This is a genomic window from Devosia sp. J20-27, assembly GCF_055808595.1.
Window position 1 is genome coordinate 1,875,840 of the sequence record NZ_CM147875.1, and the last position, 22,893, is coordinate 1,898,732.

At 64.6% G+C, this 22,893-nt stretch carries 27 protein-coding genes and 1 other RNA gene; 20 read left to right on the forward strand and 8 right to left on the reverse strand.

The window, feature by feature from the left end; translation table 11 throughout:
- Positions 1–81: 81 nt before the first annotated feature.
- From AC0L4C_RS09205 to tkt, 4 genes are all read right to left on the reverse strand, one after another.
- Entirely contained in the window at positions 82–1,107 is a 1,026-nt protein-coding gene (locus tag AC0L4C_RS09205; RefSeq protein WP_473403335.1) for a class I fructose-bisphosphate aldolase, read from the reverse strand.
- A 106-nt stretch (positions 1,108–1,213) separates the two neighbouring features.
- Positions 1,214–2,413, reverse strand: coding sequence for a phosphoglycerate kinase (locus tag AC0L4C_RS09210; protein ID WP_473403336.1), 1,200 nt, complete (start codon positions 2,411–2,413; stop codon positions 1,214–1,216).
- Between the two features lie 121 nt (positions 2,414–2,534).
- Positions 2,535–3,542: a type I glyceraldehyde-3-phosphate dehydrogenase gene (gap, locus tag AC0L4C_RS09215; protein ID WP_473403337.1), complete on the reverse strand. Its 1,008-nt coding sequence runs from the start codon at positions 3,540–3,542 to the stop codon at positions 2,535–2,537.
- A gap of 42 nt (positions 3,543–3,584) precedes the next feature.
- The gene (gene tkt / locus AC0L4C_RS09220; RefSeq protein ID WP_473403339.1) at positions 3,585–5,561 is read right to left on the reverse strand and encodes a transketolase; all 1,977 of its coding nucleotides are present in this window, start codon (positions 5,559–5,561) and stop codon (positions 3,585–3,587) included.
- 192 nt (positions 5,562–5,753) lie between these two features.
- On the opposite strand from tkt, the gene AC0L4C_RS09225 reads away from it, so the two are divergent.
- The 5 genes from AC0L4C_RS09225 (at position 5,754) to AC0L4C_RS09245 (ending at position 8,241) form a co-directional block, all read left to right on the forward strand.
- Entirely contained in the window at positions 5,754–6,035 is a 282-nt protein-coding gene (locus AC0L4C_RS09225) for a DUF4164 family protein (protein WP_473403340.1), read from the forward strand.
- Positions 6,036–6,050: 15 nt separating this feature from the next.
- Positions 6,051–6,425, forward strand: a complete 375-nt coding sequence (locus AC0L4C_RS09230; protein WP_473403341.1) for a cell division protein ZapA — start codon at positions 6,051–6,053, stop codon at positions 6,423–6,425.
- An 84-nt stretch (positions 6,426–6,509) separates the two neighbouring features.
- A non-coding RNA gene (gene ssrS / locus AC0L4C_RS09235) (6S RNA) lies at positions 6,510–6,667 on the forward strand.
- A 123-nt stretch (positions 6,668–6,790) separates the two neighbouring features.
- On the forward strand, positions 6,791–7,429 hold the full coding sequence (locus AC0L4C_RS09240; RefSeq protein ID WP_473403342.1) for a 5-formyltetrahydrofolate cyclo-ligase: 639 nt from the start codon (positions 6,791–6,793) through the stop codon (positions 7,427–7,429).
- A complete protein-coding gene (locus tag AC0L4C_RS09245) occupies positions 7,426–8,241 on the forward strand; it encodes a TIGR00282 family metallophosphoesterase (protein ID WP_473403343.1) in 816 nt (271 codons plus the stop codon). The genes AC0L4C_RS09240 and AC0L4C_RS09245 overlap by 4 nt, the downstream gene beginning before the upstream one ends.
- A 101-nt stretch (positions 8,242–8,342) precedes the next feature.
- Here AC0L4C_RS09245 and AC0L4C_RS09250 read toward each other — a convergent pair whose 3' ends face one another.
- Complete coding sequence (locus AC0L4C_RS09250; RefSeq protein ID WP_473403344.1) at positions 8,343–9,080, reverse strand: hypothetical protein; 738 nt, start codon at positions 9,078–9,080, stop codon at positions 8,343–8,345.
- A 358-nt stretch (positions 9,081–9,438) separates the two neighbouring features.
- On the opposite strand from AC0L4C_RS09250, the gene AC0L4C_RS09255 reads away from it, so the two are divergent.
- Positions 9,439–10,188, forward strand: a complete 750-nt coding sequence (locus AC0L4C_RS09255) for a YebC/PmpR family DNA-binding transcriptional regulator (RefSeq protein ID WP_473403345.1) — start codon at positions 9,439–9,441, stop codon at positions 10,186–10,188.
- On the opposite strand, the gene AC0L4C_RS09260 is transcribed toward AC0L4C_RS09255, so the two are convergent.
- Complete coding sequence (locus tag AC0L4C_RS09260) at positions 10,185–10,970, reverse strand: GGDEF domain-containing protein (RefSeq protein WP_473403346.1); 786 nt, start codon at positions 10,968–10,970, stop codon at positions 10,185–10,187. The genes AC0L4C_RS09255 and AC0L4C_RS09260 overlap by 4 nt on opposite strands.
- 85 nt (positions 10,971–11,055) lie before the next feature.
- Positions 11,056–11,817: a GGDEF domain-containing protein gene (locus tag AC0L4C_RS09265; protein WP_473403347.1), complete on the reverse strand. Its 762-nt coding sequence runs from the start codon at positions 11,815–11,817 to the stop codon at positions 11,056–11,058.
- 167 nt (positions 11,818–11,984) lie between these two features.
- Here AC0L4C_RS09265 and ruvC point away from each other — a divergent pair, with 167 nt between their 5' ends.
- From ruvC to ruvB, 5 genes are all read left to right on the forward strand, one after another.
- A complete protein-coding gene (gene ruvC / locus AC0L4C_RS09270; protein WP_473403348.1) occupies positions 11,985–12,485 on the forward strand; it encodes a crossover junction endodeoxyribonuclease RuvC in 501 nt (166 codons plus the stop codon).
- Complete coding sequence (gene ruvA, locus AC0L4C_RS09275; protein WP_473403349.1) at positions 12,482–13,099, forward strand: Holliday junction branch migration protein RuvA; 618 nt, start codon at positions 12,482–12,484, stop codon at positions 13,097–13,099. The genes ruvC and ruvA overlap by 4 nt, the downstream gene beginning before the upstream one ends.
- A 61-nt stretch (positions 13,100–13,160) precedes the next feature.
- On the forward strand, positions 13,161–13,424 hold the full coding sequence (locus AC0L4C_RS09280) for an AbrB/MazE/SpoVT family DNA-binding domain-containing protein (RefSeq protein WP_473403350.1): 264 nt from the start codon (positions 13,161–13,163) through the stop codon (positions 13,422–13,424).
- Positions 13,387–13,812 (forward strand): PIN domain-containing protein, encoded by a 426-nt coding sequence (locus AC0L4C_RS09285; protein ID WP_473403351.1) that lies wholly within the window; start codon positions 13,387–13,389, stop codon positions 13,810–13,812. The genes AC0L4C_RS09280 and AC0L4C_RS09285 overlap by 38 nt, the downstream gene beginning before the upstream one ends.
- Positions 13,809–14,849 (forward strand): Holliday junction branch migration DNA helicase RuvB, encoded by a 1,041-nt coding sequence (gene ruvB, locus AC0L4C_RS09290; protein WP_473403352.1) that lies wholly within the window; start codon positions 13,809–13,811, stop codon positions 14,847–14,849. The genes AC0L4C_RS09285 and ruvB overlap by 4 nt, the downstream gene beginning before the upstream one ends.
- Here ruvB and AC0L4C_RS09295 read toward each other — a convergent pair whose 3' ends face one another.
- Positions 14,850–15,044, reverse strand: a complete 195-nt coding sequence (locus tag AC0L4C_RS09295; RefSeq protein WP_473403353.1) for a hypothetical protein — start codon at positions 15,042–15,044, stop codon at positions 14,850–14,852.
- Positions 15,045–15,232: 188 nt separating this feature from the next.
- On the opposite strand from AC0L4C_RS09295, the gene ybgC reads away from it, so the two are divergent.
- The 9 genes from ybgC to tilS all read left to right on the forward strand — a co-directional run bounded on the left by ybgC (position 15,233) and on the right by tilS (position 22,799).
- Positions 15,233–15,628: a tol-pal system-associated acyl-CoA thioesterase gene (gene ybgC, locus AC0L4C_RS09300; RefSeq protein WP_473403354.1), complete on the forward strand. Its 396-nt coding sequence runs from the start codon at positions 15,233–15,235 to the stop codon at positions 15,626–15,628.
- Between the two features lie 201 nt (positions 15,629–15,829).
- Complete coding sequence (gene tolQ / locus AC0L4C_RS09305) at positions 15,830–16,543, forward strand: protein TolQ (protein ID WP_473403355.1); 714 nt, start codon at positions 15,830–15,832, stop codon at positions 16,541–16,543.
- A complete protein-coding gene (gene tolR / locus AC0L4C_RS09310) occupies positions 16,543–17,007 on the forward strand; it encodes a protein TolR (protein ID WP_473403356.1) in 465 nt (154 codons plus the stop codon). The genes tolQ and tolR overlap by 1 nt, the downstream gene beginning before the upstream one ends.
- A gap of 5 nt (positions 17,008–17,012) precedes the next feature.
- Positions 17,013–18,101, forward strand: coding sequence for a hypothetical protein (locus AC0L4C_RS09315; RefSeq protein ID WP_473403357.1), 1,089 nt, complete (start codon positions 17,013–17,015; stop codon positions 18,099–18,101).
- 43 nt (positions 18,102–18,144) lie between these two features.
- Positions 18,145–19,449, forward strand: a complete 1,305-nt coding sequence (tolB, locus tag AC0L4C_RS09320; RefSeq protein ID WP_473403358.1) for a Tol-Pal system beta propeller repeat protein TolB — start codon at positions 18,145–18,147, stop codon at positions 19,447–19,449.
- A gap of 5 nt (positions 19,450–19,454) precedes the next feature.
- The gene (locus tag AC0L4C_RS09325) at positions 19,455–19,967 is read left to right on the forward strand and encodes a GNAT family N-acetyltransferase (RefSeq protein ID WP_473403359.1); all 513 of its coding nucleotides are present in this window, start codon (positions 19,455–19,457) and stop codon (positions 19,965–19,967) included.
- 183 nt (positions 19,968–20,150) lie between these two features.
- Complete coding sequence (gene pal, locus AC0L4C_RS09330; RefSeq protein ID WP_473403360.1) at positions 20,151–20,636, forward strand: peptidoglycan-associated lipoprotein Pal; 486 nt, start codon at positions 20,151–20,153, stop codon at positions 20,634–20,636.
- A 235-nt stretch (positions 20,637–20,871) separates the two neighbouring features.
- Complete coding sequence (gene ybgF / locus AC0L4C_RS09335; RefSeq protein ID WP_473403361.1) at positions 20,872–21,801, forward strand: tol-pal system protein YbgF; 930 nt, start codon at positions 20,872–20,874, stop codon at positions 21,799–21,801.
- Positions 21,789–22,799, forward strand: coding sequence for a tRNA lysidine(34) synthetase TilS (gene tilS, locus AC0L4C_RS09340; protein WP_473403362.1), 1,011 nt, complete (start codon positions 21,789–21,791; stop codon positions 22,797–22,799). Before ybgF ends, tilS begins: the two co-directional genes overlap by 13 nt.
- Positions 22,800–22,893 lie beyond the last annotated feature (94 nt).

Consider the following 22,893-nt stretch of genomic DNA (forward strand, 5'->3'; position numbering starts at 1 on the left):
GCGGCAAAAAAAGGGCGCACCCGCCGGATGCGCCCATCAAGACCAGTCGGGAGGACCGGAAGCGTGGAAAAACAGGTGGCGTCAGGCCGCCATGTCGAGATCGGGACGCCACTCGCCGCGTGAGGCCAGGGCATTCATGCGGGCCCGGTGGGTGAAGGCGCGCTGCGCCGCCGGAACATTGGCTTCTTCGCCGTTCCAGGTCATCAGTGCCGCCGTCTGCAGCGCGCGACCGTAGGAGAACGTCACCTTCCAGGGCAGCGGGCCGAGCTGGTTCATGGCCGAGAGATGGGCGGTGGCCTGCTCGTCGGACTGGCCGCCCGAGAGGAAGGCGATGCCGGGGACGGCGGCGGGCACCGTGGCGCGCAGCGTCTTGATGGTGCGCTCGGCGACTTCCTCGACGCTCGGCCGTTCCTTGGCGCGCACGCCGGCCAGAACCATGTTGGGTTTGAGCAGCATGCCGGAGAGATCGACGCCGGCGAGGCGGAGTTCGCTGAACACGGTATCGAGGGTTTCGCGGGTGACTTCCTCGCAGCGCTCGATCGAATGATCGCCCGGCTCACCGTCGGCGAGCACCTCGGGTTCGACCACCGGGACGATGCCGGCGGCCTGGCAGGCAGCAGCGTAGCGCGCCAGCACATGGGCATTGGCGCGGATGCCGTTGCGGGTCGGTGCCTGGTTGGTGATGGCGATGACGCCGCGCCATTTGGCGAAGCCGGCGCCGTTCTTGGCATAGCCTTCGAGCCGGTGGTGCAGGCCGTCGAGGCCTTCGGTGATCTTTTCGTCGCGGGTGCCAGGAAGCGGAAAGGCGCCGCGGTCGACCTTGATGCCGGGAATGACATCGGCGGCGGCCAGCAGTTCATAGAACGGCGTGCCGTCCTTGGCCTTCTGGTTGAGCGTCTCCTCGATGAGGATGACGCCCGAAATGTACTTGGTCATCGCTTCGGTCGAGCGGAACAGCATTTCACGATAGTCGCGGCGGCTTTCGAGCGTCACCGGCAGGCCGATCAGCGCAAAACGCTTGGCAATGGTACCCTCGGACTCGTCAGCTGCAAGGATGCCCCGGCCGGGCTCCACCAGCTTTTGCGCGATGGCGTTGAGCGAGGTCATCGAAGTCTCCGCAGTTTCCCATGTTCCTGTTGAGGATAGAAAAGCGCGCGAAAGACTTCGATTGGACGTTCGGATATCAGACGAAAGACGATAGACTTCCGGGCGGTCAGCTCTTGAGCGCCTCGACGCCGGGCAGGGGCTTGCCTTCCATCCATTCGAGGAAAGCGCCGCCGGCGGTCGAGACATAGGTCAGGTCATCCTTGACGCCGGCCTTGGCGAGCGCGGCCACCGTATCGCCGCCACCGGCCACCGAGACGAGCTTGCCGGCCTTGGTGCGGGCCGCGACATAGCGGGCGATCTCGCTGGTGCCGTGATCGAAGGGGTGCATCTCGAAAGCGCCGAGCGGGCCGTTCCAGACCAGCGTACCGGCCTCGTCGATGGCGCCCTTGATGCGCTCGATCGAGCCCGGACCGACATCGAGGATCATACCCTCCGGATCGACCGCATCCATGCCGTAATGGCGAAAAGGAGCGTCCGCCTTGAAGTGCCAGGCCACGGCGCCGTCGATCGGCAGGATGATGGCGCAGCGGGCCGCGTCGGCCTTTTCCATGATGGTGTTGGCCAGCGGGGCAAGGTCCTTTTCGCACAGCGACTTGCCGACGCCCATGCCGAGCGCATGGATAAAGGTGTTGGCCATGGCGCCGCCGATGACCAGGGCCTCGACCTTGGTGATCAGGTTTTCCAGCAGCTCGATCTTGCTCGACACCTTGGCGCCGCCGACAATGGCGATCACCGGCCGTCGCGGCTGTCCGAGGCCTTTTTCGAGGGCCTCGAGTTCCGCCTGCATGGCACGGCCGGCGGCGGCGGGGAGCAGCCGGGCGATGGCTTCGGTGGAGGCATGGGCCCGATGCGCGGCCGAGAAGGCGTCGTTGACATAGAGGTCGCCGAGCGAGGCCATGCGCCGGGCCAGTTCGGGGTCGTTGGCCTCCTCGCCGGGGTGGAAGCGGGTGTTCTCGAGAACCAGGATGGAGCCGGCGGGAGCACTGTCGATGGCCGCCCGGGCCTGCTCGACATCGGTCCAGTCGGTGTCGATGAAGCCGACCGGATGACCGACCACATCGGCGACGGCGGGGACCACGGTTTCGAGCGAGAAGGCCTTGTCGACCTTGCCCTTGGGGCGACCGAAATGGGAGAGCAGGATGGCTTTGCCATCGACCTTGATGATGCTGCGGATGGTGGGCAGCAGCCGCTCGATGCGGGTGGCATCGGTCACCTTGCCGTCCTCGACCGGCACGTTGAGGTCGGCGCGCACCAGCACGCTCTTGCCGGCGAAATCGAGGTCGTCGAGGGTCTTGAAGGTGGCCATGGCTCAAATCCGGCGCTGATGGAACGGTGGGGCGGCTATAGCAAAATTGCATCCGCCACCAAAGCAAAAAGCCCCGGCACTGCCGGGGCTTCTGATGATCAGTGCCGGGCTGACGCAGCTGCTAGAGCAGGGCGGCGAGGGCCGTCGTGGTGTCGGCCATGCGGTTGGAGAAGCCCCACTCGTTGTCGTACCAGCCCATGACGTTGACGAAGTTGCCGTCGATGACCTTTGTCTGGTCGAGCAGGATGGTGGCCGAATGCGGATCGTGATTGAGATCACTCGACACCAGCGGGTGGCGGGTAAACGTCATCACGCCCTTGAGGGCACCCTCGGAGGCAGCGATCAGCGCGTCGTTGACTTCCTGCGGCGTGGTCGAGCGCCTGGCGAGGAACTTGAGGTCGACCAGCGAGACGTTCGGGGTCGGGACGCGGATCGAGATGCCGTCGAGCTTGCCCTTGAGTTCGGGGAGCACCAGGCCGATGGCCTTGGCGGCGCCGGTGGAGGTCGGGATCTGGCTCAGCGCCGCAGCGCGGGCGCGGTAGAGATCCTTGTGCATGGTGTCGAGCGTCGGCTGGTCGCCGGTATAGGAGTGGATGGTGGTCATCATCCCCTTCTCGATACCGACAAGGTCGTTGACCACCTTGGCCATCGGCGCGAGGCAGTTGGTGGTGCACGAGCCGTTCGAGATGACGACGTGGTCCCGCGTCAGCAGGTGGTGATTGATGCCGTAGACAACGGTGAGGTCGGCGCCTTCGGCGGGAGCCGAGACAATGACCTTCTTGGCACCGGCCGCGAGGTGGGCCGAGGCCTTCTCCTTGCTGGTGAAGATGCCGGTGCATTCGAGCACGATATCGACGCCGAGGTCCTTGTGCGGCAGTTCGGCCGGGTCGCGAACGGCGGTGACCTTGAAGGTCTGGTTGCCGGCCTTGATGACGTCGCCGTCGACGACGACGTCATGGGGGAATCTGCCGTGCACGCTGTCGTAGCGCAGCAGGTGCGCATTGGTCTCGACCGGGCCGAGATCGTTGACGGCAACCACCTCGATATCGGTGCGCCCGCTCTCGACGATGGCGCGCAGGATGTTGCGACCGATGCGGCCAAAGCCATTGATTGCGACGCGTACAGCCATGGAAGGCTCCTTAGGACGTAGGGAGAAACAGAAGGCGGTCTCTTACAACTGCGCTGTGACGGCTTCAACAATCCCTTTCGGGGTAATGCCGAAGTGTTCATAGAGCGCTTCTGCCGGGCCGCTGGCGCCGAAGCTGTGCATGCCGACAAAGCGGCCCTTGTCGCCGAGCAGCTTGTTCCAGCTCATTTCGAGGCCGGCTTCGACTGCGACGCGGGCCCTGGCCGCACCGAAGATCTCGGCCTTGTAGGCATCGGACTGCCTGGCGAACAGCTCCATCGAGGGCACGGACACGACCTTGGCCGAAATGCCCTGCTCCTTGAGCAGGCCGAGGGCGGTCACCGCAATGGAGACTTCCGAGCCGGTGGCAAAGATCACGGCATCGGCCTTGGCGTCACCGGCGATGACATAGGCGCCCCTGGCGCACAGGTTCTCGTCGCTGTCGGTGACCCGCAGGGCCGGCAGGTTCTGGCGGCTGAGCGCCAGGATCGAGGGCTGCTGCGCCTCGATGGCGATCTGCCAGCATTCGAGCGTCTCGACGGCATCGGCCGGGCGCATGACCAGCAGGTCGGGGATGACGCGCAGTGCCGACAGGTGCTCGACCGGCTGGTGGGTCGGGCCGTCCTCGCCCAGGCCGATGGAGTCGTGGGTCATCACATAGACGACGCGCTGGCCCATGATGGCCGAGAGGCGGATCGAGGGGCGGGCGTAGTCGGTAAAGACCATGAAGGTGCCGCCGTAGGGGATCAGGCCCTTGTGCAGCGCGATGCCGTTCATGGCAGCCGCCATCTCGTGCTCGCGGATGCCATAGCGCATGTAGCGGCCGGTGCGGTCGGCGGCGGTGAAGGGCAGCGTCTCGGGCGTATTGGTAAGATTGGAGCCGGTGAGATCGGCGGAGCCGCCAATGGTCTCGGGCAGCACCTTGTTGATCACCTCGAGTGCCATCTGGCCCGACTTGCGGGTTGCCACCTTGGGCTTGTCGACAACCAGCTTCTTCTTGAAGTCGCTGATGGCGGTCTTCCAGCCGGCCGGGAGTTCGCCCTTGATGCGGCGTTCGAACTCGGCCTTCAGGTCGGCGGGAGCGGCCGCCAGCCGACCTTCCCAGTCGCCACGGGCATTGGCCGAGCGGGTGCCGGCGGCGCGCCAGGCGTTCAGCGTCTCGGCCGGGATTTCGAAGGCCGGGTAGGTGATGCCGAGCTTTTCCTTGGCGGCGGCAAGTTCGTCCTTGCCCAGCGGCGAACCATGCACGGCGTGGCTGCCGGCCTTGTTGGGCGCGCCAAAGCCGATGGTGGTCTTGGCGGCGATCAGCGTCGGCTTGTCCGATTTCTTGGCGTCGGTGAGGGCGCGCTCGATCTGCGTCTGGTCGTGACCGTCGATCTCGATGGTGTTCCAGCCCACGGCGTGGAAGCGGGCGATCTGGTCGGTCGAATCCGCGTTGGAGACGGCGCCGTCGATGGTGATGTTGTTATTGTCCCAGATGACCACGAGCTTGTTGAGCTTGAGATGACCGGCAAGCGAGATGGCTTCCTGCGAGATGCCTTCCATCAGGCAGCCATCGCCGGCCAGCACCCAGGTCATGTGGTCGACGAGGTCGGAGCCGAACTCGGCGGCCAGCTTGGCCTCGGCAATGGCAAAGCCCACCGAGTTGCCGAGCCCCTGGCCGAGCGGGCCGGTGGTGGTCTCGATGCCGTCGGCATAGTGATATTCGGGATGACCGGCGGTCTTGGCATGAAGCTGCCGGAAGTTCTTGATCTCGTCGATCGTCATATCCCCGTAGCCGAGGAGATAGAGCGAGGAGTAGAGCAGCATCGAGCCGTGGCCGGCCGACAGGATGAAGCGATCGCGGTCGGGCCACCAGGGATCGGCGGGGTCGAACTTCATGACCTTGGTAAAGAGCACCGTGGCGATGTCCGCGCAGCCCATCGGCAATCCGGGATGGCCGGAATTGGCCTTCTCCACGGCGTCCATGGCAAGTGACCGGATGGCATTGGCCATTTCGTTGGCAGTCGCAGAATTGGTCATCAAGGTCCGCTCTTGGTTGGATGTCCGACGCGCCGGAAAGCCTTCCCGGCTGGGCGGTTGTGAGGCTTATCAGGTTCAGATGACCTGTCAATGTTGGGTGCAACGACCGGATTGTCGGGCAATCTATTGCGGCGCCTCGAACGATCGGGCTTATAGTGGCGGGCGGAATCGACGAGACTGGGGCGAGCAGGCGTGGCCGAAGGCAGTTCGGAAGAGAGTTTTGAGGTTGCCGAGCAGCGCCTCGAGCGCGCCTTCTCGCGGCTCGAGGCCAGCGTGCGGTCGCTGAACGGCCGGATGCGCGCACATAGCCGCATCGAGGCCGATACGGCCCGGCTGGTCAGCGAGCGCAGCAGGTTCGCCGCCGAGCTGGACAAGGCCTCGGCGCGCGCCAAGCGGCTGGACGACAGCGCCGGCGAAGTGGCGCGGCGGCTGGTGATCGCCATGGAAACCGTGCGCGAAGTCCTCGCCAAGTAAGACAAGGAAGCGCCGATGCCCGAGGTCAATGTCGAGATCAATGGCCGCAAGTACCGCATGGCCTGCGAAGAGGGTCAGGAAGCGCATCTGCTCGGGCTGGCGGACCGTTTCAACAAGCATATCGATGCGTTCAAGGGCGACTTCGGCGAGATCGGCGACAACCGGCTGACGGTGATGGCGGGGATCGCCGTGCTCGACGAACTGGCCGATGCCGAGCGGCGCATTGCGCTGCTCAAGCAGGACGTCGCCAATCTGACCTCGGCCGGCGAAGCGCTGTCGCAGGAAGCCGAGGAGCTGGAGCGCAAGTTCGCCAAGCGGATGAACGAGGCGGCCCGCAAGGTCGAATCCATCGCCACCGCCATCGACGAGACCGGCTCCGCCACCGGTTGATCGCACGCGTTTGCCTGCCGCCAGGAATAATCGTGTCTGGAGCTCAGGTGGCATTTGCGCGACGCAGTTGCGCACCCTATATACGCAGTGCTGCCCGGTGCGTGTTGGATCAGTTATTCCCGGGGCCTTATCGATCCTTAAGGGAGCTGTCCCTGACCTGGCTCGTGGGCCAGGACATACGGCGCCCACCTACTCAAGTAGGTTCCCGGGATCGAAAATCCCACGGCCAGGGCGGCACCTGATTTCTCGACGACCGGCAATGGCTGCGGCCATTGCCCCGCATGCCAGCGGAAACAGGCTTGGTTGCTCCCCGCGCCCCTGCCAATATATGAAGACAGGCCGAACGAGCCAGCAGGGACTGCAACTTGACCGACGCCAAGACCGACAAGGCCGAGACCGACAAGACCAAGACCGAGAAGGCCATGACTGAGCAGGCCAAGGCGGCGCTGCGGATCAAGGCGCACGAACGGCGGGCCGCGCTGTTTCCCAGCCAGCGCGCCGATGCGTCGGCCGCTGCGGTCGACCATTTCTTTCGCGAAATCACGCTCGATCCATCGCAGATGGTGGCGGCCTTCTGGCCGATCCGGGACGAGATCGACGTCAAGGCAGTGCTGACGCGCTTGATGGACAGCGGCCAGCCCGTTTGCCTGCCGGTGGTGCTGGGCGAGGGACAGCCGCTCGAATTGCGCCGCTGGGTGGAGGGCACGCCGCTCTACCCCTCCGGCTTCGGCACGCTGGCGCCCGATGAACTGGCGCCGCTCGCCGAGCCCGATGTCATCCTGATGCCGCTGCTCGGCTTCGACAAGCACGGCACGCGGCTCGGATATGGCGGCGGCTATTACGACCGCACGCTGGAGCGGCTGGCGAAGCGGCCGCGGCTGATCGGCTTTGCCTTCGGCGTGCAGGAATTCACGCACATTCCGCGCGAGGCCCATGATGTGCCGGTCGATGCGGTGGTCACCGAAAAGGGCGTGACGCTGTTCGGCGAAGCCGTGTCGGCATGAAGCTGCTGTTTCTGGGCGACGTCGTGGGCCGGTCCGGCCGGGATGCGGTGAACGACCGGCTGCCGGACATCATTGCCCGCTACGGCTTTGATTTCGTGGTGATCAACGGCGAAAATGCCAGCCATGGCCGCGGCCTGACGGAAGGGCATTTCAACGATCTGAAGGCGGCCGGGGCGGACGTGGTGACGCTGGGCGATCACGCCTTCGATCAGCGCGACACGCTCTCCTATATTGCGCGCGAACCGACGCTGATCCGGCCGCTCAACATGGCGGAAGGCACACCGGGGCGTGGCGCCAACCTGATCGAAAGCCGCAACGGCTTCCGGGTGCTGGTCATCAATGCGCTCGGCCGGGTGTTCATGGACCCGATCGACGACCCGTTCCGGGCGGTGGAAGCCGCGATTGCAACCTGTCCGCTGGGCGAGCAGGCCGATGCGGTGATCGTCGATTTCCACACCGAAGCGACATCGGAAATCCAGGCCATGGGGTTCTTCCTCGATGGCCGGGCCAGTCTCGTGGTTGGGACGCATACCCATATTCCCACGGCCGACCACCGCATCCTCAAGGGCGGCACGGCGCTGATGGCCGATGCCGGCATGTGCGGCGACTTCGACTCGATTATCGGCGTGGATGCCGAAGAGCCGCTCAACCGCTTTCTGACCGGCATCCCGAGCGGGAGGTTCACCCCGGCCGAAGGCGAGGCGACGATCTGCGGCGTGGCCATCGAAACCGATCCCCGCACCGGGCTGACGACGCGGATGCTTCCGGTGCGCATCGGCGGCACGCTGGCCCAGGCGCTGCCCGAGTTCTAGGCAAGGCTCGCCCCGACCTCGCCGGCAGGCCTTCAGAAGCAGCGCGTGGGCAGGCCGTTAGGGGGGCTTCAGACAATCCGCCCCCCACGCCTGCCCACCGTTCAGTTCAGGATATCGGCGACACAGGTCTTGCCCTCGAACAATGCCGGATCTGCCGAGCCATAGCTCAATTGGACGGTTTGGCCTGGCTTGAAGTTCTGCGGAAGGTGGTAGCTGACTCCATAGCCGACGCCCTCTGGCACGGCGTGGAGGGCGTGGGGCGGAACAACCGACGTGTTGCCGACGTTCTCGAACGTGACGATGAGTTCACCGTTCACGATCGCGAATTCGCAGGAGATTTTGGCGGGAGAGATCGAGAGTCCGTTCGGTGCGCTGGACGGCAGCGTCGTGGAAGGCAGGGTGACGGGGGGCTTCGCCTTGGCCTTGGCCGAACACGGGAAGGTTTCCGGCGTCGCATCCGGCAGCCCCATGATGCTCACCGCAGCGCCCGGCTTTATGGCGAAAGGTGCCTTGAACTTCTGGATCGTTCCATCCGGGGATGTCACTTCGACAGTAGCACCGGCCGGGATTACCTCCGTGCCGGTATTGGTCAGCTTGATGATCGATGCGCCGTTAGCGAACTTGCCTTCGTCGATCACGCAGCTCATGGCGTAGGTTATTTCCTCCCCACCTTTGCGTCCCGGCAGGAAGGGTTCGCCAGGGCCTGTGATCTCGCCTGATGTGACCTCTCGCTGTGCGTCGGCGTCGGCGCGGGTCTGGGCGGCGTCCGCGGGGAGGGTTGCCGCGGTGAGCGTCATGCTCAGCAGGGCGAGCAGTGCCGGAAGGGTACGGGGCTTCATCGTGGTTTCCTTGTCTGGTCAATCGGGGCGTCCGCGTCCTGCGAACGGCTTGGGGGCGCTTTTCGCGCTTCCCAGATGAACCCATGCTGAATTGGCCGTACAAATGACGGAATAACATGCACAACTGCGCAATTAATGCGGATCGCATGCTTGATTCACGTTCGTCATCCGGCTGGAGGGTCGGCCGAGCCCGCGCTTTCGAAAGCAGGGCACGATGCGCCCAAGGTTTTGGGCCAGGACGATGCGAGCCTTGCTCGGCGGCCGGCACCGCAGCCCCGCGTCGCGCGCCAGTCTTTATTTTCGTCACGGTGCCCACTATAAGGCCCACCGAACCGACAATTACTGAAGGGGTGACCGCATGGCCGGCCATTCGCATGCCAAAAACATCATGCACCGCAAGGGCAAGAGCGACGCGGCCCGCTCGAAGGTGTTTTCCAAGCTCGCCCGCGAAATCACCGTGGCGGCGAAGCTCGGTGTGCCCGATCCGGCGTTCAACTCGCGCTTGCGCCTGGCCGTCAGCAATGCCCGCGCCCTGTCGATGCCGCGCGACAATATCGAGCGCGCCATCAAGAAGGCGTCGGGCGCCGATACCGAGAATTACGAAGAAATCCGCTACGAGGGTTACGGCCCGGGCGGCGTTGCCGTCATCGTCGAGGCGCTGACCGACAACCGCAATCGCACGGCGTCGAATGTGCGCTCCACCTTCTCCAAGAACGGCGGGGCGCTGGGCGAGACCAATTCGGTTGCCTTCATGTTCGATCGTATCGGCGAGATCACCTATCCGGCCAGCGTCGGCGATGCCGACGCGGTCATGGAAGCGGCGATCGAGGCGGGTGCCATGGATGTCGAGAGCGACGAAGAGGACGGCCACTGGATCTACACCTCGTTCGAGACCATGAACGACGTGTCGGCGGCGCTGGAAAAGTCGCTGGGCGAAGCGGAGTCCACCAAGATCATCTGGAAGCCGCAGAACAACGTACCGGTGGACGCCGAAAAGGGCGAGACGCTGCTCAAGCTGATCAACATCCTCGAAGATGACGACGACGTGCAGAACGTCTATGCCAATTTCGAGATGGACGACGAGACGGCCGCCAAGCTCGCAGGCTAGGCCGCGAGCGTCTTGCCTGGATGATCAGCGGGCGCGACCGAAACACGGTTGCGCCCGTTCTGTTTCGCCTTGTAGAGCTGCTGGTCGGCGATCCGGAACAGTTCGGCAAAGGTCATGCCGTGCTCGAAAATGGCGCCGCCGACGCTGATCGAGAGCGGGCACGGCGTCCCGCCGGGTGCGAATTTGGCCTCGCACACCGAACTGCGAACGCGTTCGGCGACCATCTTGGCCTCGCGGGGGGCTGCGCCGGTGAGCAGGATGGCAAATTCCTCGCCGCCGATGCGGCCGATGACGTCATTGCTGCGCAGCGTGTCCTTGAGGGTATCGGCGATCAGGCGAAGGGCCTCGTCGCCGAGATCGTGACCGAAGCCGTCGTTGATCGCCTTGAAGTTATCGGCGTCGACGACCAGCAGGGCGCACTGGCTGCGGTGACCGGTTTCAGTGATGGCCATGAGATAGTTGTCGACCAGTTCGGTGAAGGCGCGGCGGTTGAGAACGCCGGTCAGGCCGTCGGTGGCTGCCAGGATGGACAGGTCGTGGTGGGCAATGGCCAGTTCGCGCATCTTGCTGGTGAAGAACAGCAATAGCGGTCCGGCCAGCAGCAGCGGCACCAGCGTATCGATCAGCAGGGCGCGCCGCAGGCGGGACTCGTCCAGTTGGGAGAAGCCGAAACTGTCGACATAAAGGGCGATGGCCATGCAAAACAGCGTGCCCAGCACGGTCCACAGCCATACCCGGCCCCAGCCGCGGCGCGAAAAATCCAGCAGTGGATGACTCTTCATCAGACTACTCCAACCCAGGCGCCCGAAGGCACACTAGGTGGGAGCCCTGAAGATGGTTCTAGCCCAGCCGCTAAAGTTTTACCGATCAGGCCGCGACAGCGCTTGGTCGTGCGGTGGTTGCGGCAATGGCAGTGCGGTTCCGGCCCGACTGCTTGGCAGCGTAGAGCTCCCGATCGGCAATCAGGAACAGATTGGAGAATGACAGCGGCGCCTCGAAATGGGCGCCGCCGAGGCTGACCGACAGCGGATGGCTCACGTCGTCGGGGCGGAAGTGGAGCGTTTCCACGCTGCGGCGGATACGTTCAGCCAGGCGTTCGGCGGTCGGCCGGTCGCTCTCGGGCAGGAAGACGCCGAACTCCTCGCCGCCCATGCGGCCGAGCAGGTCGCCGGCGCGCAGGTTGCTGCGGATGGCCTGGCTCATCAGCACCAGGGCCTCGTCGCCGCGATCATGACCGTAATGGTCGTTGATCACCTTGAAGTGGTCGGCGTCGATGACGAGCAGGGCGCCGCAACTGACATCGTCAAGCAGGCGGGACACCTGATGGGTGAAGGCACGGCGGTTCAGGCACTCGGTCAGCCAGTCGGTCGAGGCGAGGACCTGGAGCTGCTCATTGGCGAAGTTGAGTTGCTGGTCGCGCAACAGGAAGATGAACAGCATCGGTCCGCCCAGCACCAGCGGCATGATGATCGATACCGCGAAGCCTTCTGCGTTCATACCTTCGCTGAACACCTGCATGATGAGTTCGGACAATCCAACCGACATCGCGACAGCGGCAGTCATGATGATGCCGGTCCTGCGGGCAATGGTCAGCCAGGCCGCACGCGGCAGCCCCTTGAGTTCATTCATCGTCGCATCCCCAGATGTTGCGGGGAGGCTAATTCCAAACAGTGAACAGGTGGTTCTCAAAATGGGCGAAGATTTTGCCCTTCGGGCGTGCGTGGGGTGGAGTTGTTGCTGCTTTGTTCACTTTGTCACTGGTAGGCTGGGGCAGGTTACCCTAAAGCTTGGACAGCATGGACAAGGTACGAATCATCGGCATCGATCCCGGGCTCCGCCGCTGCGGCTGGGGGGTTATCGACACGCTGGGCAACCGGCTCAGCTTTGTCGCCAGCGGCACCATCACGCCGAGGGTCGATGACGACCTGGCGCGGCGGCTGGCCGAACTGCATCGCAGGCTGGTCGATCTGCTCGAGCGGTTCCGGCCCGATGAGGCGGCGGTGGAGGAAACCTTCGTTTCCGCCGGCGCCCGCTCCGCCCTGCAACTGGGGCAGGCGCGCGGCGTGGCGCTGATGACGCCGGCTTCGCTGGGCCTGCCGGTGGGCGAGTACGCGGCAAACCTCGTCAAGAAATCCATCGTCGGGGCAGGGCATGCCGACAAGACGCAGATCCAGACGATGGTGAAAATCCTGCTGCCGAGCGCCGACTTCAAGGGCGCCGACGCGGCCGATGCGCTGGCCATCGCCATCTGCCACGCGCATCACAGGGTGCACCGGAAACTGGCGGTGGGACTATGATCGGCAAGCTCAAGGGTCTCGTCGACGCGCTGGGCGACGACTACGTCCATCTCGACGTCAACGGCGTGGTCTATGAGGCGTTCTGTTCCACCAAGACGCTGCAGGCGCTGCCGCAGGTCGGACATGCAACGGTGCTGCATGTGGAAATGATCGTCCGCGAGGACATGATCCGGCTCTACGGTTTTGCCACCGAGGCCGAAAAGCTCTGGTTCCGCATCCTGATGACGGTGCAGGGGGTGGGCGCGCGCGTGGCGCTGGCCATTCTCTCGGTGCTGTCGATCTCCGAACTCTCCAGTGCCATTGCCCTGCAGGACAAGACGATGATCGGTCGCGCCAATGGCGTAGGTCCGAAGCTGGCGGTGCGCGTGGTCACCGAGCTCAAGGGCAAGGTGCCGGCAACCGGCACACTCGATGCCGGGGTGATCGGGCTGCAGGCGGCGCTGGGCGACGGGGTGGCCGGCGGCAATGTCACCGATGCCGTCTCGGCCCTGACCAACCTGGGCTATTCCAGCGCCCAGGCCTCGGCGGCTCTGGCGCGCGTGGTCAGCAAGGAAGGCGATGGCCTCGCCACCGACAAGCTGATCCGGCTGGGGTTGAAGGAACTGAGCAGTTAGCCTTGTTATTTGGATATCTCCTTACTATTTTTGAGTGGTAAGGATTAGGAGAGGTCAAGCCATGTCGATTACGACGTTGACGAGCAAAGGACAGATGACCCTTCCCAAGGACATCAGGGAAGACCTTAATCTCGCGCCCGGAGACCAGGTCGAGTTCATCAAGGAAAACGGACGGTACGTGCTCGTGCCACGAACGGTCTCGCTAGCCTCCCTAGCCGGTATTCTGGGCAAGTCACCGGCCGGGCCAATGACGACGGCCCAGGAAGAAGAGGCGCTGGTGAAAGCCCTTGCAGAAGAAGACGAGCGCATTCGTGCTGGGTCTTGATACAAACATTCTGGTCAGGTTCCTCGCGGAGGATGACGACGCCCAGTCCGAGCAGGCCAAGAAGTTGGTTCAGAATCCGGCGAACCACCCGGTCTATCTCAGCATGCTGGTGTTGGCGGAAACCTTTACAGTCATGACGAAGGTAAAGAAGTTTCCAGCGCGTGTTGTCCTGGATAGCTACCGCCTCCTGCTGCGTAGCCCACAGGTGCAGGTCGAGCGTCCCGACATGGTCGCGCATGCCGTGATCGATGCCGAAGCAACCGGCGCAGGGTTTCCGGATGCGCTGATCGCGCTTCAAAACGCTGCGGCAAATTGTTCGACGACGGCGACGTTCGACCGTCGCGCAACGCGTCTGGACTTCATGAGTGCCGCCAAGGAGCATCTGTGACCGATCTTACTTCCGCTGCCGCCGGCCGCGATGATCCGCTGGATGTGTCGCTCCGCCCGTCGGGCTTTTCCGAGTTTGTCGGGCAGGCGGCGGCGCGGGCCAACCTGCAGGTGTTTATCGAGGCCGCCAAGCAGCGCGGATCGGCGCTCGACCATGTGCTGTTCGTCGGCCCGCCGGGGCTAGGCAAGACGACGCTGGCGCAGATCGTGGCGCGTGAACTCGGGGTCGGCTTCCGCGCCACCTCCGGCCCGGTGATCGCCAAGGCGGGCGATCTGGCGGCGCTGCTGACCAATCTGGAAGATCGTGATGTCCTCTTCATTGACGAGATTCATCGGCTCAATCCGGCGATCGAGGAAATCCTCTATCCGGCGATGGAAGACTACCAGCTCGACCTGATCATCGGCGAGGGGCCGGCGGCGCGGTCGGTGCGCATCGATCTCGCCAAGTTCACGCTGGTCGGCGCCACCACGCGCGCCGGGCTGCTGACGACGCCGCTGCGCGATCGTTTCGGCATTCCGGTGCGGCTCAATTTCTATACGCCCGAGGAACTCGTGCAGATCGTCGAGCGCAGTGCCCGGCTGCTGGGCGTCGGCATGGCCAAGGATGGCGCAATGGAAGTGGCGCGCCGCTCGCGCGGTACGCCGCGCATTGCCGGCCGGCTGCTGCGGCGGGTTGCCGACTTCGCGCAGGTCGACGGCGCCAGGCAGATCACCCGCGAGATCGCCGACAAGGCGCTGCTGCGGCTGGACGTGGATGCGCGCGGCCTCGACCAGCTCGACCGGCGTTATCTCAGGACCATCGCCGAGAATTACGGCGGCGGCCCGGTCGGCATCGAGACGGTGGCGGCGGCGCTCAGCGAGCCGCGCGACGCCATCGAGGAAATCGTCGAACCCTATCTGCTGCAGCAGGGTTTTATCCAGCGCACGCCGCGCGGGCGCATGCTGACGGCGGCTGCCTTCCAGCACATGGGCTATGCGGTACCGCAGGGGTTCGTGGGTTCGCAGGCAAGTCTGTTCGAGGAGCCAGAGGGCGAGTAACTAGCGGCGCCTGAGATCATCGGCGCTGAAGCTGACGCTGCGGGCTGCCAGCCAGGCGGTGAAACGTGCCGTCTTTTCCTCGAGACTGCAGCTCAGGGGGTTGGCGTCGATCTCGGCCTGGTAGGCAATGCGCAGCCTGGTCTGCTCGTCCTTGTCCAGTGCGCGCCAGGGGCGCAGGTCGTGGGGGCTCTCCATTGCGCGTTCTCCCGGGCAACCGATGAGTCAATCATAGCCTCAGGCCGGACCTGGCCGCATTGACATTGCGCAAGCGGACGGCACATTGCCCGAAACCCTGCCGGCCGAGACCAAGGTGCAAGACCGACCGTGAACGCGACCACGCCTAGCTTCGACAATCGTCTGTCACTCACCCCGGTGACGTCCCGATGAGCGTCATCCACCGCCATCCCGTGCGCGTCTACTACGAAGACACCGATTTTTCCGGCAACGTCTATCATGCCGCCTACCTGCATTTCTTCGAGCGCGGGCGGACGGAGTTCCTGCGCGACATCGGCGTGCATCACTCCGAGCTCGCCAAGGACGGCATCGCCTTCGCCGTACGCTCGATGAACATCGAGTTCGATGCGGCGGCGCATATTGACGATGCACTCGAGGTGGTGACCGAGGTCGAGAGCATCAGTGGCGTGCGCCTGCTGCTGGCGCAGACCATCCTGCGCGACGGAAACGTTCTGACGCGTGCCCGGGTCACCGTCGTTGCCATTCGCACCCGTGGCGGCGTGGCGCGGCTGCCGCCGCACCTGCTTGCTGCCCTCCGGACCTAAGAAGGCCCCGACTGACCTCACCATTTGGTGCTGGCGTGGACTCGCTTTCTTAACGCTTCATTGACCATAAATGAGGCAGTGCAGGCAGAACTCCGCACCAGGTCCGGGAAACCGGGCTTTTCTCTTAAATTTGACAAATTTGGACCGCATCGACCGACCATCTTATTCGGTCGTCGGGGCCGGACTGAAGGGACCCACTACATGGAAGCCATAGATGCCGTCGGCACGGTCGCTCCGCATGCCGACCTCTCGATATGGGCACTGTTCTGGCAAGCGGACCTGATTGTCAAAAGCGTGATGATCGGCCTGCTCGCCGCCTCGATCTGGTGCTGGGCGATCATCGTCGACAAGTCGATGCTGTTCGCCCGCGTCAAGATTGAGATGAACCGGTTCGAGCGCGTGTTCTGGTCGGGACAGTCGCTGGAGGAGCTCTACCAGCAGATGTCGGAAAAGCCGGCCGTCGGGCTGGGCGCGGTGTTCGTCGCCGCCATGAAGGAGTGGAAGCGCAGCCACGAGCAGAACGCGGCCTCCTTCATCGGCATGCAGGGGCGGCTGGACAAGGTGCTGGACGTCGCCATTGCGCGCGAGAGCGAGCAGCTGGAAAAGCGGCTGGGCTTTCTGGCGACCGTCGGCTCGGCAGCGCCATTCATCGGCCTCTTTGGCACGGTATGGGGCATCATGAATGCCTTTACCGCCATCGCCCAGGCCTCGAGCACCAACCTCTCGGTGGTCGCCGGTCCCATTGCCGAGGCGCTGTTCGCCACCGCGATCGGCCTCGTTGCGGCCATTCCCGCGGTGATCGCCTACAACAAGCTCTCGGGTGACGCCAACAAGATGATCGGCCGGCTCGAGGGTTTTGCCGACGAGTTCTCGACCATCCTGTCGCGTCAGCTCGAAGCGCGGAGCAGCCACTAATGGCCATGTCCGTTTCAGGCGGCAGCAAGGGCGGCCGCCGGCGTGGCCGTCGCGGCGGCGGCACCAAGCCGATGAGCGAAATCAACGTGACGCCGATGGTCGACGTCATGCTGGTGCTGCTGATCATTTTCATGGTGGCCGCACCGCTGATGACGGTCGGCGTGCCGATCGACCTGCCGCAGACGCAGGCCAGGCAGATGAACACCGAGCAGAAGCCGATCACCGTGTCGGTCACCAATGAAGGTGCGATCTTCCTCGGCGACCAGCCGATCCTGCTGGCCGATCTCGTGACCGGCGTGAGTGCAGAAGCCAGCAACGGCACCGAGGACCGCATCTACGTGCGGGGCGATCTCGCCGCCAATTATGGCGCCGTCATGCAGGTGATGGGCGCGCTGTCGGGCGCCGGGTTCTCCAAGATTGGCCTGATCACCGAGCAGCCGCAGTCGCAGACGCAGGGCAACTAGGGCCCATGCGTACCGGGCTCGCGGTTTCCACTGTTGCCCATGTCGGCGTGATCGTTCTGATCGTTGCCGGCATCGGCTTTGGCCGGCCGATCGAGCCGCCACCGGTGGAGTCGATTGCCGTCGACCTGGTGCCGATCGAGGAATTCTCCAATATCCGCGTCGGCTCGCTGCAGAGCGAGATCGTCGAGACCGATACGCCCTCTGCCGTAAATGCCGAAACGCCGGCCGAACTGGCGCAGCCCACCGGCAATACGCAGGAAGACCAGCCGACGCCCGAGGACTCGCAGGTGGTGTCGCCGGCGCCGACGCAGCAGACTGCTCCGGCGCCCGAACCGCAGGCCGAACCCGAACCGGCGCCGGTACCAGAACCGGTTCCCGAGCCCGCCGCACAGCCGGCGCCGCAGCCCGAGCCCCAGCCGACACCCGAACCCGAGCCTGCGCCGCAGCCGGAGCCTGCGCCTGTCGCCACGCCGGAAGCGCCGGTCGAACCGCAGGATGTGGCGCCGCAGCCGCGGACGCGCACGGCCGCCATTGACCAGAAGCGCGCCGAGTTCAAAAAGCAGCAGGAAGCGGAAAAGCAGAAGGCCGAGGACGACAAGAAGAAGGCTGCCGAAGACAAGAAGAAGAAGGAAGAGGAAGCCAAGAGGAAGGCAGCCGAGGAGCAGAAGCGCATCGAGCAGGCCAAGGCCAAGCAGGACGAAGCGGCCAAGATCGCCGACGAAGTCGCCAATATCATCAATACCGAGGAGACCCGCGGGGCGACCACCGGTGAAGGTGGTCAGGCGACGCTGGGCAAGGAAACCGGCAAGGCGGCGCGGCTCAGCCAGTCCGAAATCGATGGCCTGGTGTCGCAGATCCGCGCCTGCCTCAATGTGCCGCCCGGCGCTGCCGAGATGGGCATGACGGCGCAGTTGCAGTTCAATATCGACGGCGGCGGCAACGTGACCTCGTTGCCACAGATCGTGAATTCTCCGGCAAATGCGCTCGAGCAGGCGCTGGCGTCGGCAGCCCAACGTGCGGTGATGCGTTGCGGCCCCTATACAGTGGCGGCGGGACAAGAGGTCCGTGCCACATTCGACCCCTCACAATTTTAGCTACATCGCGCGGTAAGCATCCCGCACCCGAATGGAGACGAAGATGACCCTGATCACCCGGCGCAATGCGCTCAAGCTCGGCCTGGCCGGTTCGGCCTTCGCTCTGACGAGCCCGGCTTCGGCCCTCGTGGAAATCGTCGTGACTGGCGGCAACTTTACGCCGCTGCCCATCGCCATCCCCGATTTTGCGTCCTCCGATCCGGCGTTCGGCAAGGAGATCGCCGATATCGTGCGCAACAATCTCAAGCGTTCGGGCCTGTTCGCGCCGCTCGATCCGGCCAGCCTGCCGATCCAGGTCGGCGATGTCACCAACGAACCCGACTTCGCCTCCTGGCGGGCGCTGAGCGTGGATGCGCTGGTCATGGGCTCGGTGGAGCGTGGCGGTACGGTCAATGCCCAGGTGCGGGTGTGGGACACCCAGGCGGCGCAGCAGGTGGTCGGCAAGGCACACAGCACCGATCCGCAAAGCTACCGTCGCATCGGCCATATCGTGTCGGACTCGATCTACGCGGCGCTGGCCGGCGAGAGCGGCTATTTCGACACGCAGGTCGTCTATGTCGCCGAGAGCGGCCCCAAGGCCAATCGCACCAAGCGGCTGGCGATGATGGATCAGGACGGCGCCAATGTGCAGTACCTGACCGACGGCAACGCGCTGGCGCTGGGGCCGCGTCTGGCGCCGAACTACAGCAATATCGCCTTCACCAGCTATCAGGACGGCAATCCGCAGGTCTTCATTTCCGGCCTCGGCGGCGGCGCGCGCAAGCTGATCGACGGCGCGCCGATGTCGTTCTCGCCGCGGTTTTCGCCGGACAGCAGCACGGTGGCCTTCTCGGTCTCCAATGGTCAGGCCACCAATCTCTATGCCGTGGCCGCCGGCGGCGGCAAGCCGGTGCAACTGACCGACTCGGCAGCCATCGATACCTCGCCCTCGTTCTCGCCGGATGGGTCGCGGATCTGCTTTGAGAGCGATCGGGGCGGCGCCCCGCAGATCTATGTCATGGGCTCGGGCGGCGGCGGCGCACAGCGCATCTCGTATGGCGAGGGCACCTATTCGACGCCGGTCTGGGCGCCCAAGGGCGACCTGATCGCCTTCACCCGGCAGTCGGGCGGCCAGTTCCACATCGGCACCATGAAACCCGACGGCTCGGGCGAGCGACTGCTGGTCTCGACCTTCCATGCCGAGGGCCCGACCTGGGCGCCGAACGGCCGCGTCATCATGTATTTCTCCGACCCAGGCGGCGACGATGGCCCGCGGCTCTATTCGGTCGATATCTGGGGCCGCAACCAGCAGCAGATCCCGACCGAAGGCTACGCCTCCGATCCGTCGTGGTCGCCCCTGCGCAGCTGATCGGCTTGCAAACCCGCCTCGTCGTTTTTTCGGTCGCCGCCCTCGATGCTGAGGCGGCCGGAGCCGATGTCTTGGCGGAAACGCTGGGAGTTGGCTGCCCAGTCGACTGGCCGCCGCTGTTCAATGACGCCAGCGTCAGGGACTGGTTTCGGGACCAGTTGCGGAGCGACCCGGAGCTTGCTCCGTGGTTGGGATACTACATCCTGGCGCAGATCGACGGTACCGAGGTGCTGGTGGGGACGGCGGGTTACAAGGGGCCACCCAACGAAATGGGCATGGTCGAGATCGGCTATTCCATTGTGGCACCGTACCAGCGGCTGGGTATAGGGACCTCGGCTGTGCTCACACTCGTTGCACAGGCGTTTGCGGATGCGCGAGTTAATCGGATCACGGCGGAGACGTCGGTCAGCTCTATCAGCTCGCGTGGTCTGCTGGAAAAGTGCGGCTTCGCACTGGCCGGGCAACGGATGGATGCGGAGGAGGGCGAGCTTGTGCTCTATGAAACTCGGCGGCCATGAACTCTTTACCATGCTCCCTGTGGGGACGGTGGCCGTGATGTTGTTGCAACACCACGAAAAAGCCCGGAATCCTGCCACATTGCGGCCCGAATGCGGAACAATTAACCTTGTCCGAGAACGCCGCCTTAAGATAACGCGCGGTAAAACCGGTCACTCAAATATTTCCGACTAGGAGAATAACGGATGCGTTCCGTAACGCCCATCATCGGCCTGCTGCGCGCTGCAGCTCTGGTCGTACTCGTCGTCGCCGTAGCGGCATGTTCGCGCAACCCGGCGACCGGCGTCGGCAATCTCGGCCCCGGCCAGGGTGCCCCGGGCAGCCAGCAGGAATTCCTGGTGACGGTCGGTGACCGCGTGTTCTTCGAGACCGATTCATCGTCCCTTACCCCCACGGCACAGGCGACGCTCGAAAAGCAGGCCGTCTGGCTGAATTGCTACGGCAACTACCGCATCATGATCGAAGGCCATGCCGACGAGCGCGGGACGCGCGAGTACAATATCGCGCTGGGCGCACGTCGTGCCTCGGTGGTGGTCAACTACCTGATCTCGAAGGGCGTCAACGGTGGCCGCATCACCTCGAAGTCGTTCGGCAAGGAGCGCCCGGTGGCCATCTGCAACGATATCTCGTGCTGGTCACAAAACCGCCGTGCTGTGACGGTCGTACAATAGCGGTCGGCGGGGAACGGATGAGAGGCAGTCCACTCTGTCTCTTGCGTACCTGACCCCTTCGATTGGAGGCATAGGCGCCGGATGTCGAAAGACGTCCGGCGTCTTCTCTTTTGGGGGATGCTGGCGGGGTGACCGATGCGTCGGTTGGACGCTATGATTTGACCAAGATTCCGGTTTATCTGCTCGGCACAGACCCCAACCTTCCGACACCCGGTACCAAGACGGAGATCCAGACGTGATCCTTGCCTCTCCAGCCGGACGCCTTGCCAGGCAGCTTTGCCTTGCAGCCGCGTTCGCCCTCAGCCTTGTCGCCCCGGCGGCGGCGCAAAACCAGAATACGGCGCAGCTGGCCGTGCAGGTCCAGGAAATGCAGGATCAGATCCGTCTGCTGACGGGGCAGATCGAAGGCCTGCAGTTCCAGCTGACCCAGATGCAGACCCTGATCGAGCGCATGACCGAGGACAACGAGTTCCGGTTCCAGCAGCTGGAAGGCGGTGCCGGAAAAAAACCGCAAGCGGCAACTGACCTCGGCGCCGCACCGGCGCCGCAGTTGCCGCAGACCGAAACCGAGACGGGCTCCATCCAGCAGCTGCCGGTCGATCCGCAGGGATTGCCGGCCCTCAACGATCAGCCGATGGATTTCGAACTGGGCGAGTCCCAGGATCCGCTGATCAATGGCGGCAATGGCACGCTGGGGGCGCTCGATGAGTCCGTGGATCTGGGTGGCAGCCGGCCGCTGGATCTGACCTTCGACAGCGGCTCGCAGGTCAGCAGCGGCGACGCGCGGGCCCAGTATGATGCGGGCTATGACGCGATCGTGAAGGGCGACTATGTGTTCGCCCAGGAGCAGTTCGAGCAGTTCGTGGCGCTCTATCCCGACGACCCGCAGGCGCCCGATGCCACCAACTGGCTCGGCGAGGCGCTGATCCAGCAGGGGCAGTACGAGGATGCGGCGCTGGTGCTGGCCGAGGGCTACAAGAAGTTCGAGAGCACCAGACGTGCACCCGATCTCATGCTCAAACTGGGCGTGGCGCTCAACGGCACCGAGCAGCAGGAGCTCGCCTGCCGCACGTTCGTGACGCTGGAAAAGCGCTTCCTCGATCTGTCTGCTGCCTTCAAGCAGCGGCTGGCGCAGGAAAAGTCCAAGGCACAATGCCCGGCCTGATCGATCCGGTGGCGCTGTTTGCGCCACTGGACGACTATCCCCGGCTGGGGCTGGCCGTCTCCGGCGGGGCAGACAGTCTGGCGCTGATGCTGCTGGCGGCCCGATACGCCACAGAGCCTGAAGCACGCCGCCGCTTCTTCGTCTATTCGGTGGATCACGGCCTGCGCCCCGAGGCGCGGGACGAGGTGGCCTTCGTGGTTGCCGAGGCGACCCGGCTCGGGTTTGTGGCGCGCGGCCTGCGCTGGGACGGCGACAAGCCGCACAGCGGCGTGCAGCAGGCGGCGCGCGAGGCGCGCTACGGACTTTTTGCACAGGCCATGCGCGAGGACGGCGTGCCGGTGCTGCTGACGGCGCACCATCTGGGCGACCAGGCCGAGACGGTGCTGATGCGGCTTGCCCATGGCAGCGGCATCGAAGGGCTGCGCGGCATGGACTATTTCAGCGATGTGGGCGACCTCACCATCGTGCGGCCCCTCCTGGCCATCGATCCCGCGCAGCTGAAGCAGGTGGTGGCCGAGGCCGGGCTGACGGCTGTTGCCGATCCATCCAACACCGATCTCGACTACGAGCGGGTGCGCTGGCGCCAGGTCATGCCGATGCTGGCCGAACTCGGGCTCGATGCGACGCGGCTGGGACGCTTCGCTGACCGTATGCGCGATGCCGACCGGGCTCTCGAAAACCTTGCCAGCCGGGCCTTTGCGGAGGTGCCGATCAGCGATGGCCAGCACGCGGTGTCGATCGACCGGCACTGGCTGCGGGCGTTGCCGCATGCGGTGGCGGTGCGGGTGATCGGCCGGGCCCTCGACCGCGTCGGCGGGGCCCGCAAGCCGCATGCGCTGGGAGCGGTCGAAAGCCTCACCGACAGGCTGATCCTGCAGCCCTGCAAGGTCACGCTGCATGGCTGCATCATCGATTCAGACGGCGAGACGATCACCATGAGCCGCGAGGCCGGCCGTGCTGCGGCGGCAGAGCGCCGGCGGCAGGCCAGTTCAGTGTGACGGGCTATTAGCTGCGTAGGCGCAAGCTATCTCGACTTTTTGTCCAAACGGCCGCACCTCTTGGGCCGGACTCGCCCTTGTAAGGCCATACTGG

Excerpts from the sequence above, each read along its gene's own strand:
- AC0L4C_RS09260 (WP_473403346.1), bottom strand. The coding sequence starts at position 10,970 with ATGAAGAGTCATCCACTGCTGGATTTTTCGCGCCGCGGCTGGGGCCGG.
- AC0L4C_RS09265 (WP_473403347.1), bottom strand. The coding sequence starts at position 11,817 with ATGAATGAACTCAAGGGGCTGCCGCGTGCGGCCTGGCTGACCATTGCC.
- ybgC (WP_473403354.1), top strand. The coding sequence starts at position 15,233 with ATGAGCGTCATCCACCGCCATCCCGTGCGCGTCTACTACGAAGACACC.
- tilS (WP_473403362.1), top strand. The coding sequence starts at position 21,789 with ATGCCCGGCCTGATCGATCCGGTGGCGCTGTTTGCGCCACTGGACGAC.
- AC0L4C_RS09230 (WP_473403341.1), top strand. The coding sequence starts at position 6,051 with ATGCCCGAGGTCAATGTCGAGATCAATGGCCGCAAGTACCGCATGGCC.
- AC0L4C_RS09255 (WP_473403345.1), top strand. The coding sequence starts at position 9,439 with ATGGCCGGCCATTCGCATGCCAAAAACATCATGCACCGCAAGGGCAAG.
- tolQ (WP_473403355.1), top strand. The coding sequence starts at position 15,830 with ATGGAAGCCATAGATGCCGTCGGCACGGTCGCTCCGCATGCCGACCTC.
- AC0L4C_RS09245 (WP_473403343.1), top strand. The coding sequence starts at position 7,426 with ATGAAGCTGCTGTTTCTGGGCGACGTCGTGGGCCGGTCCGGCCGGGAT.
- AC0L4C_RS09280 (WP_473403350.1), top strand. The coding sequence starts at position 13,161 with ATGTCGATTACGACGTTGACGAGCAAAGGACAGATGACCCTTCCCAAG.
- ruvC (WP_473403348.1), top strand. The coding sequence starts at position 11,985 with ATGGACAAGGTACGAATCATCGGCATCGATCCCGGGCTCCGCCGCTGC.
- AC0L4C_RS09210 (WP_473403336.1), bottom strand. The coding sequence starts at position 2,413 with ATGGCCACCTTCAAGACCCTCGACGACCTCGATTTCGCCGGCAAGAGC.
- pal (WP_473403360.1), top strand. The coding sequence starts at position 20,151 with ATGCGTTCCGTAACGCCCATCATCGGCCTGCTGCGCGCTGCAGCTCTG.
- tkt (WP_473403339.1), bottom strand. The coding sequence starts at position 5,561 with ATGACCAATTCTGCGACTGCCAACGAAATGGCCAATGCCATCCGGTCA.
- ruvA (WP_473403349.1), top strand. The coding sequence starts at position 12,482 with ATGATCGGCAAGCTCAAGGGTCTCGTCGACGCGCTGGGCGACGACTAC.
- AC0L4C_RS09315 (WP_473403357.1), top strand. The coding sequence starts at position 17,013 with ATGCGTACCGGGCTCGCGGTTTCCACTGTTGCCCATGTCGGCGTGATC.
- tolR (WP_473403356.1), top strand. The coding sequence starts at position 16,543 with ATGGCCATGTCCGTTTCAGGCGGCAGCAAGGGCGGCCGCCGGCGTGGC.
- tolB (WP_473403358.1), top strand. The coding sequence starts at position 18,145 with ATGACCCTGATCACCCGGCGCAATGCGCTCAAGCTCGGCCTGGCCGGT.
- gap (WP_473403337.1), bottom strand. The coding sequence starts at position 3,542 with ATGGCTGTACGCGTCGCAATCAATGGCTTTGGCCGCATCGGTCGCAAC.
- AC0L4C_RS09250 (WP_473403344.1), bottom strand. The coding sequence starts at position 9,080 with ATGAAGCCCCGTACCCTTCCGGCACTGCTCGCCCTGCTGAGCATGACG.
- AC0L4C_RS09295 (WP_473403353.1), bottom strand. The coding sequence starts at position 15,044 with ATGGAGAGCCCCCACGACCTGCGCCCCTGGCGCGCACTGGACAAGGAC.
- AC0L4C_RS09205 (WP_473403335.1), bottom strand. The coding sequence starts at position 1,107 with ATGACCTCGCTCAACGCCATCGCGCAAAAGCTGGTGGAGCCCGGCCGG.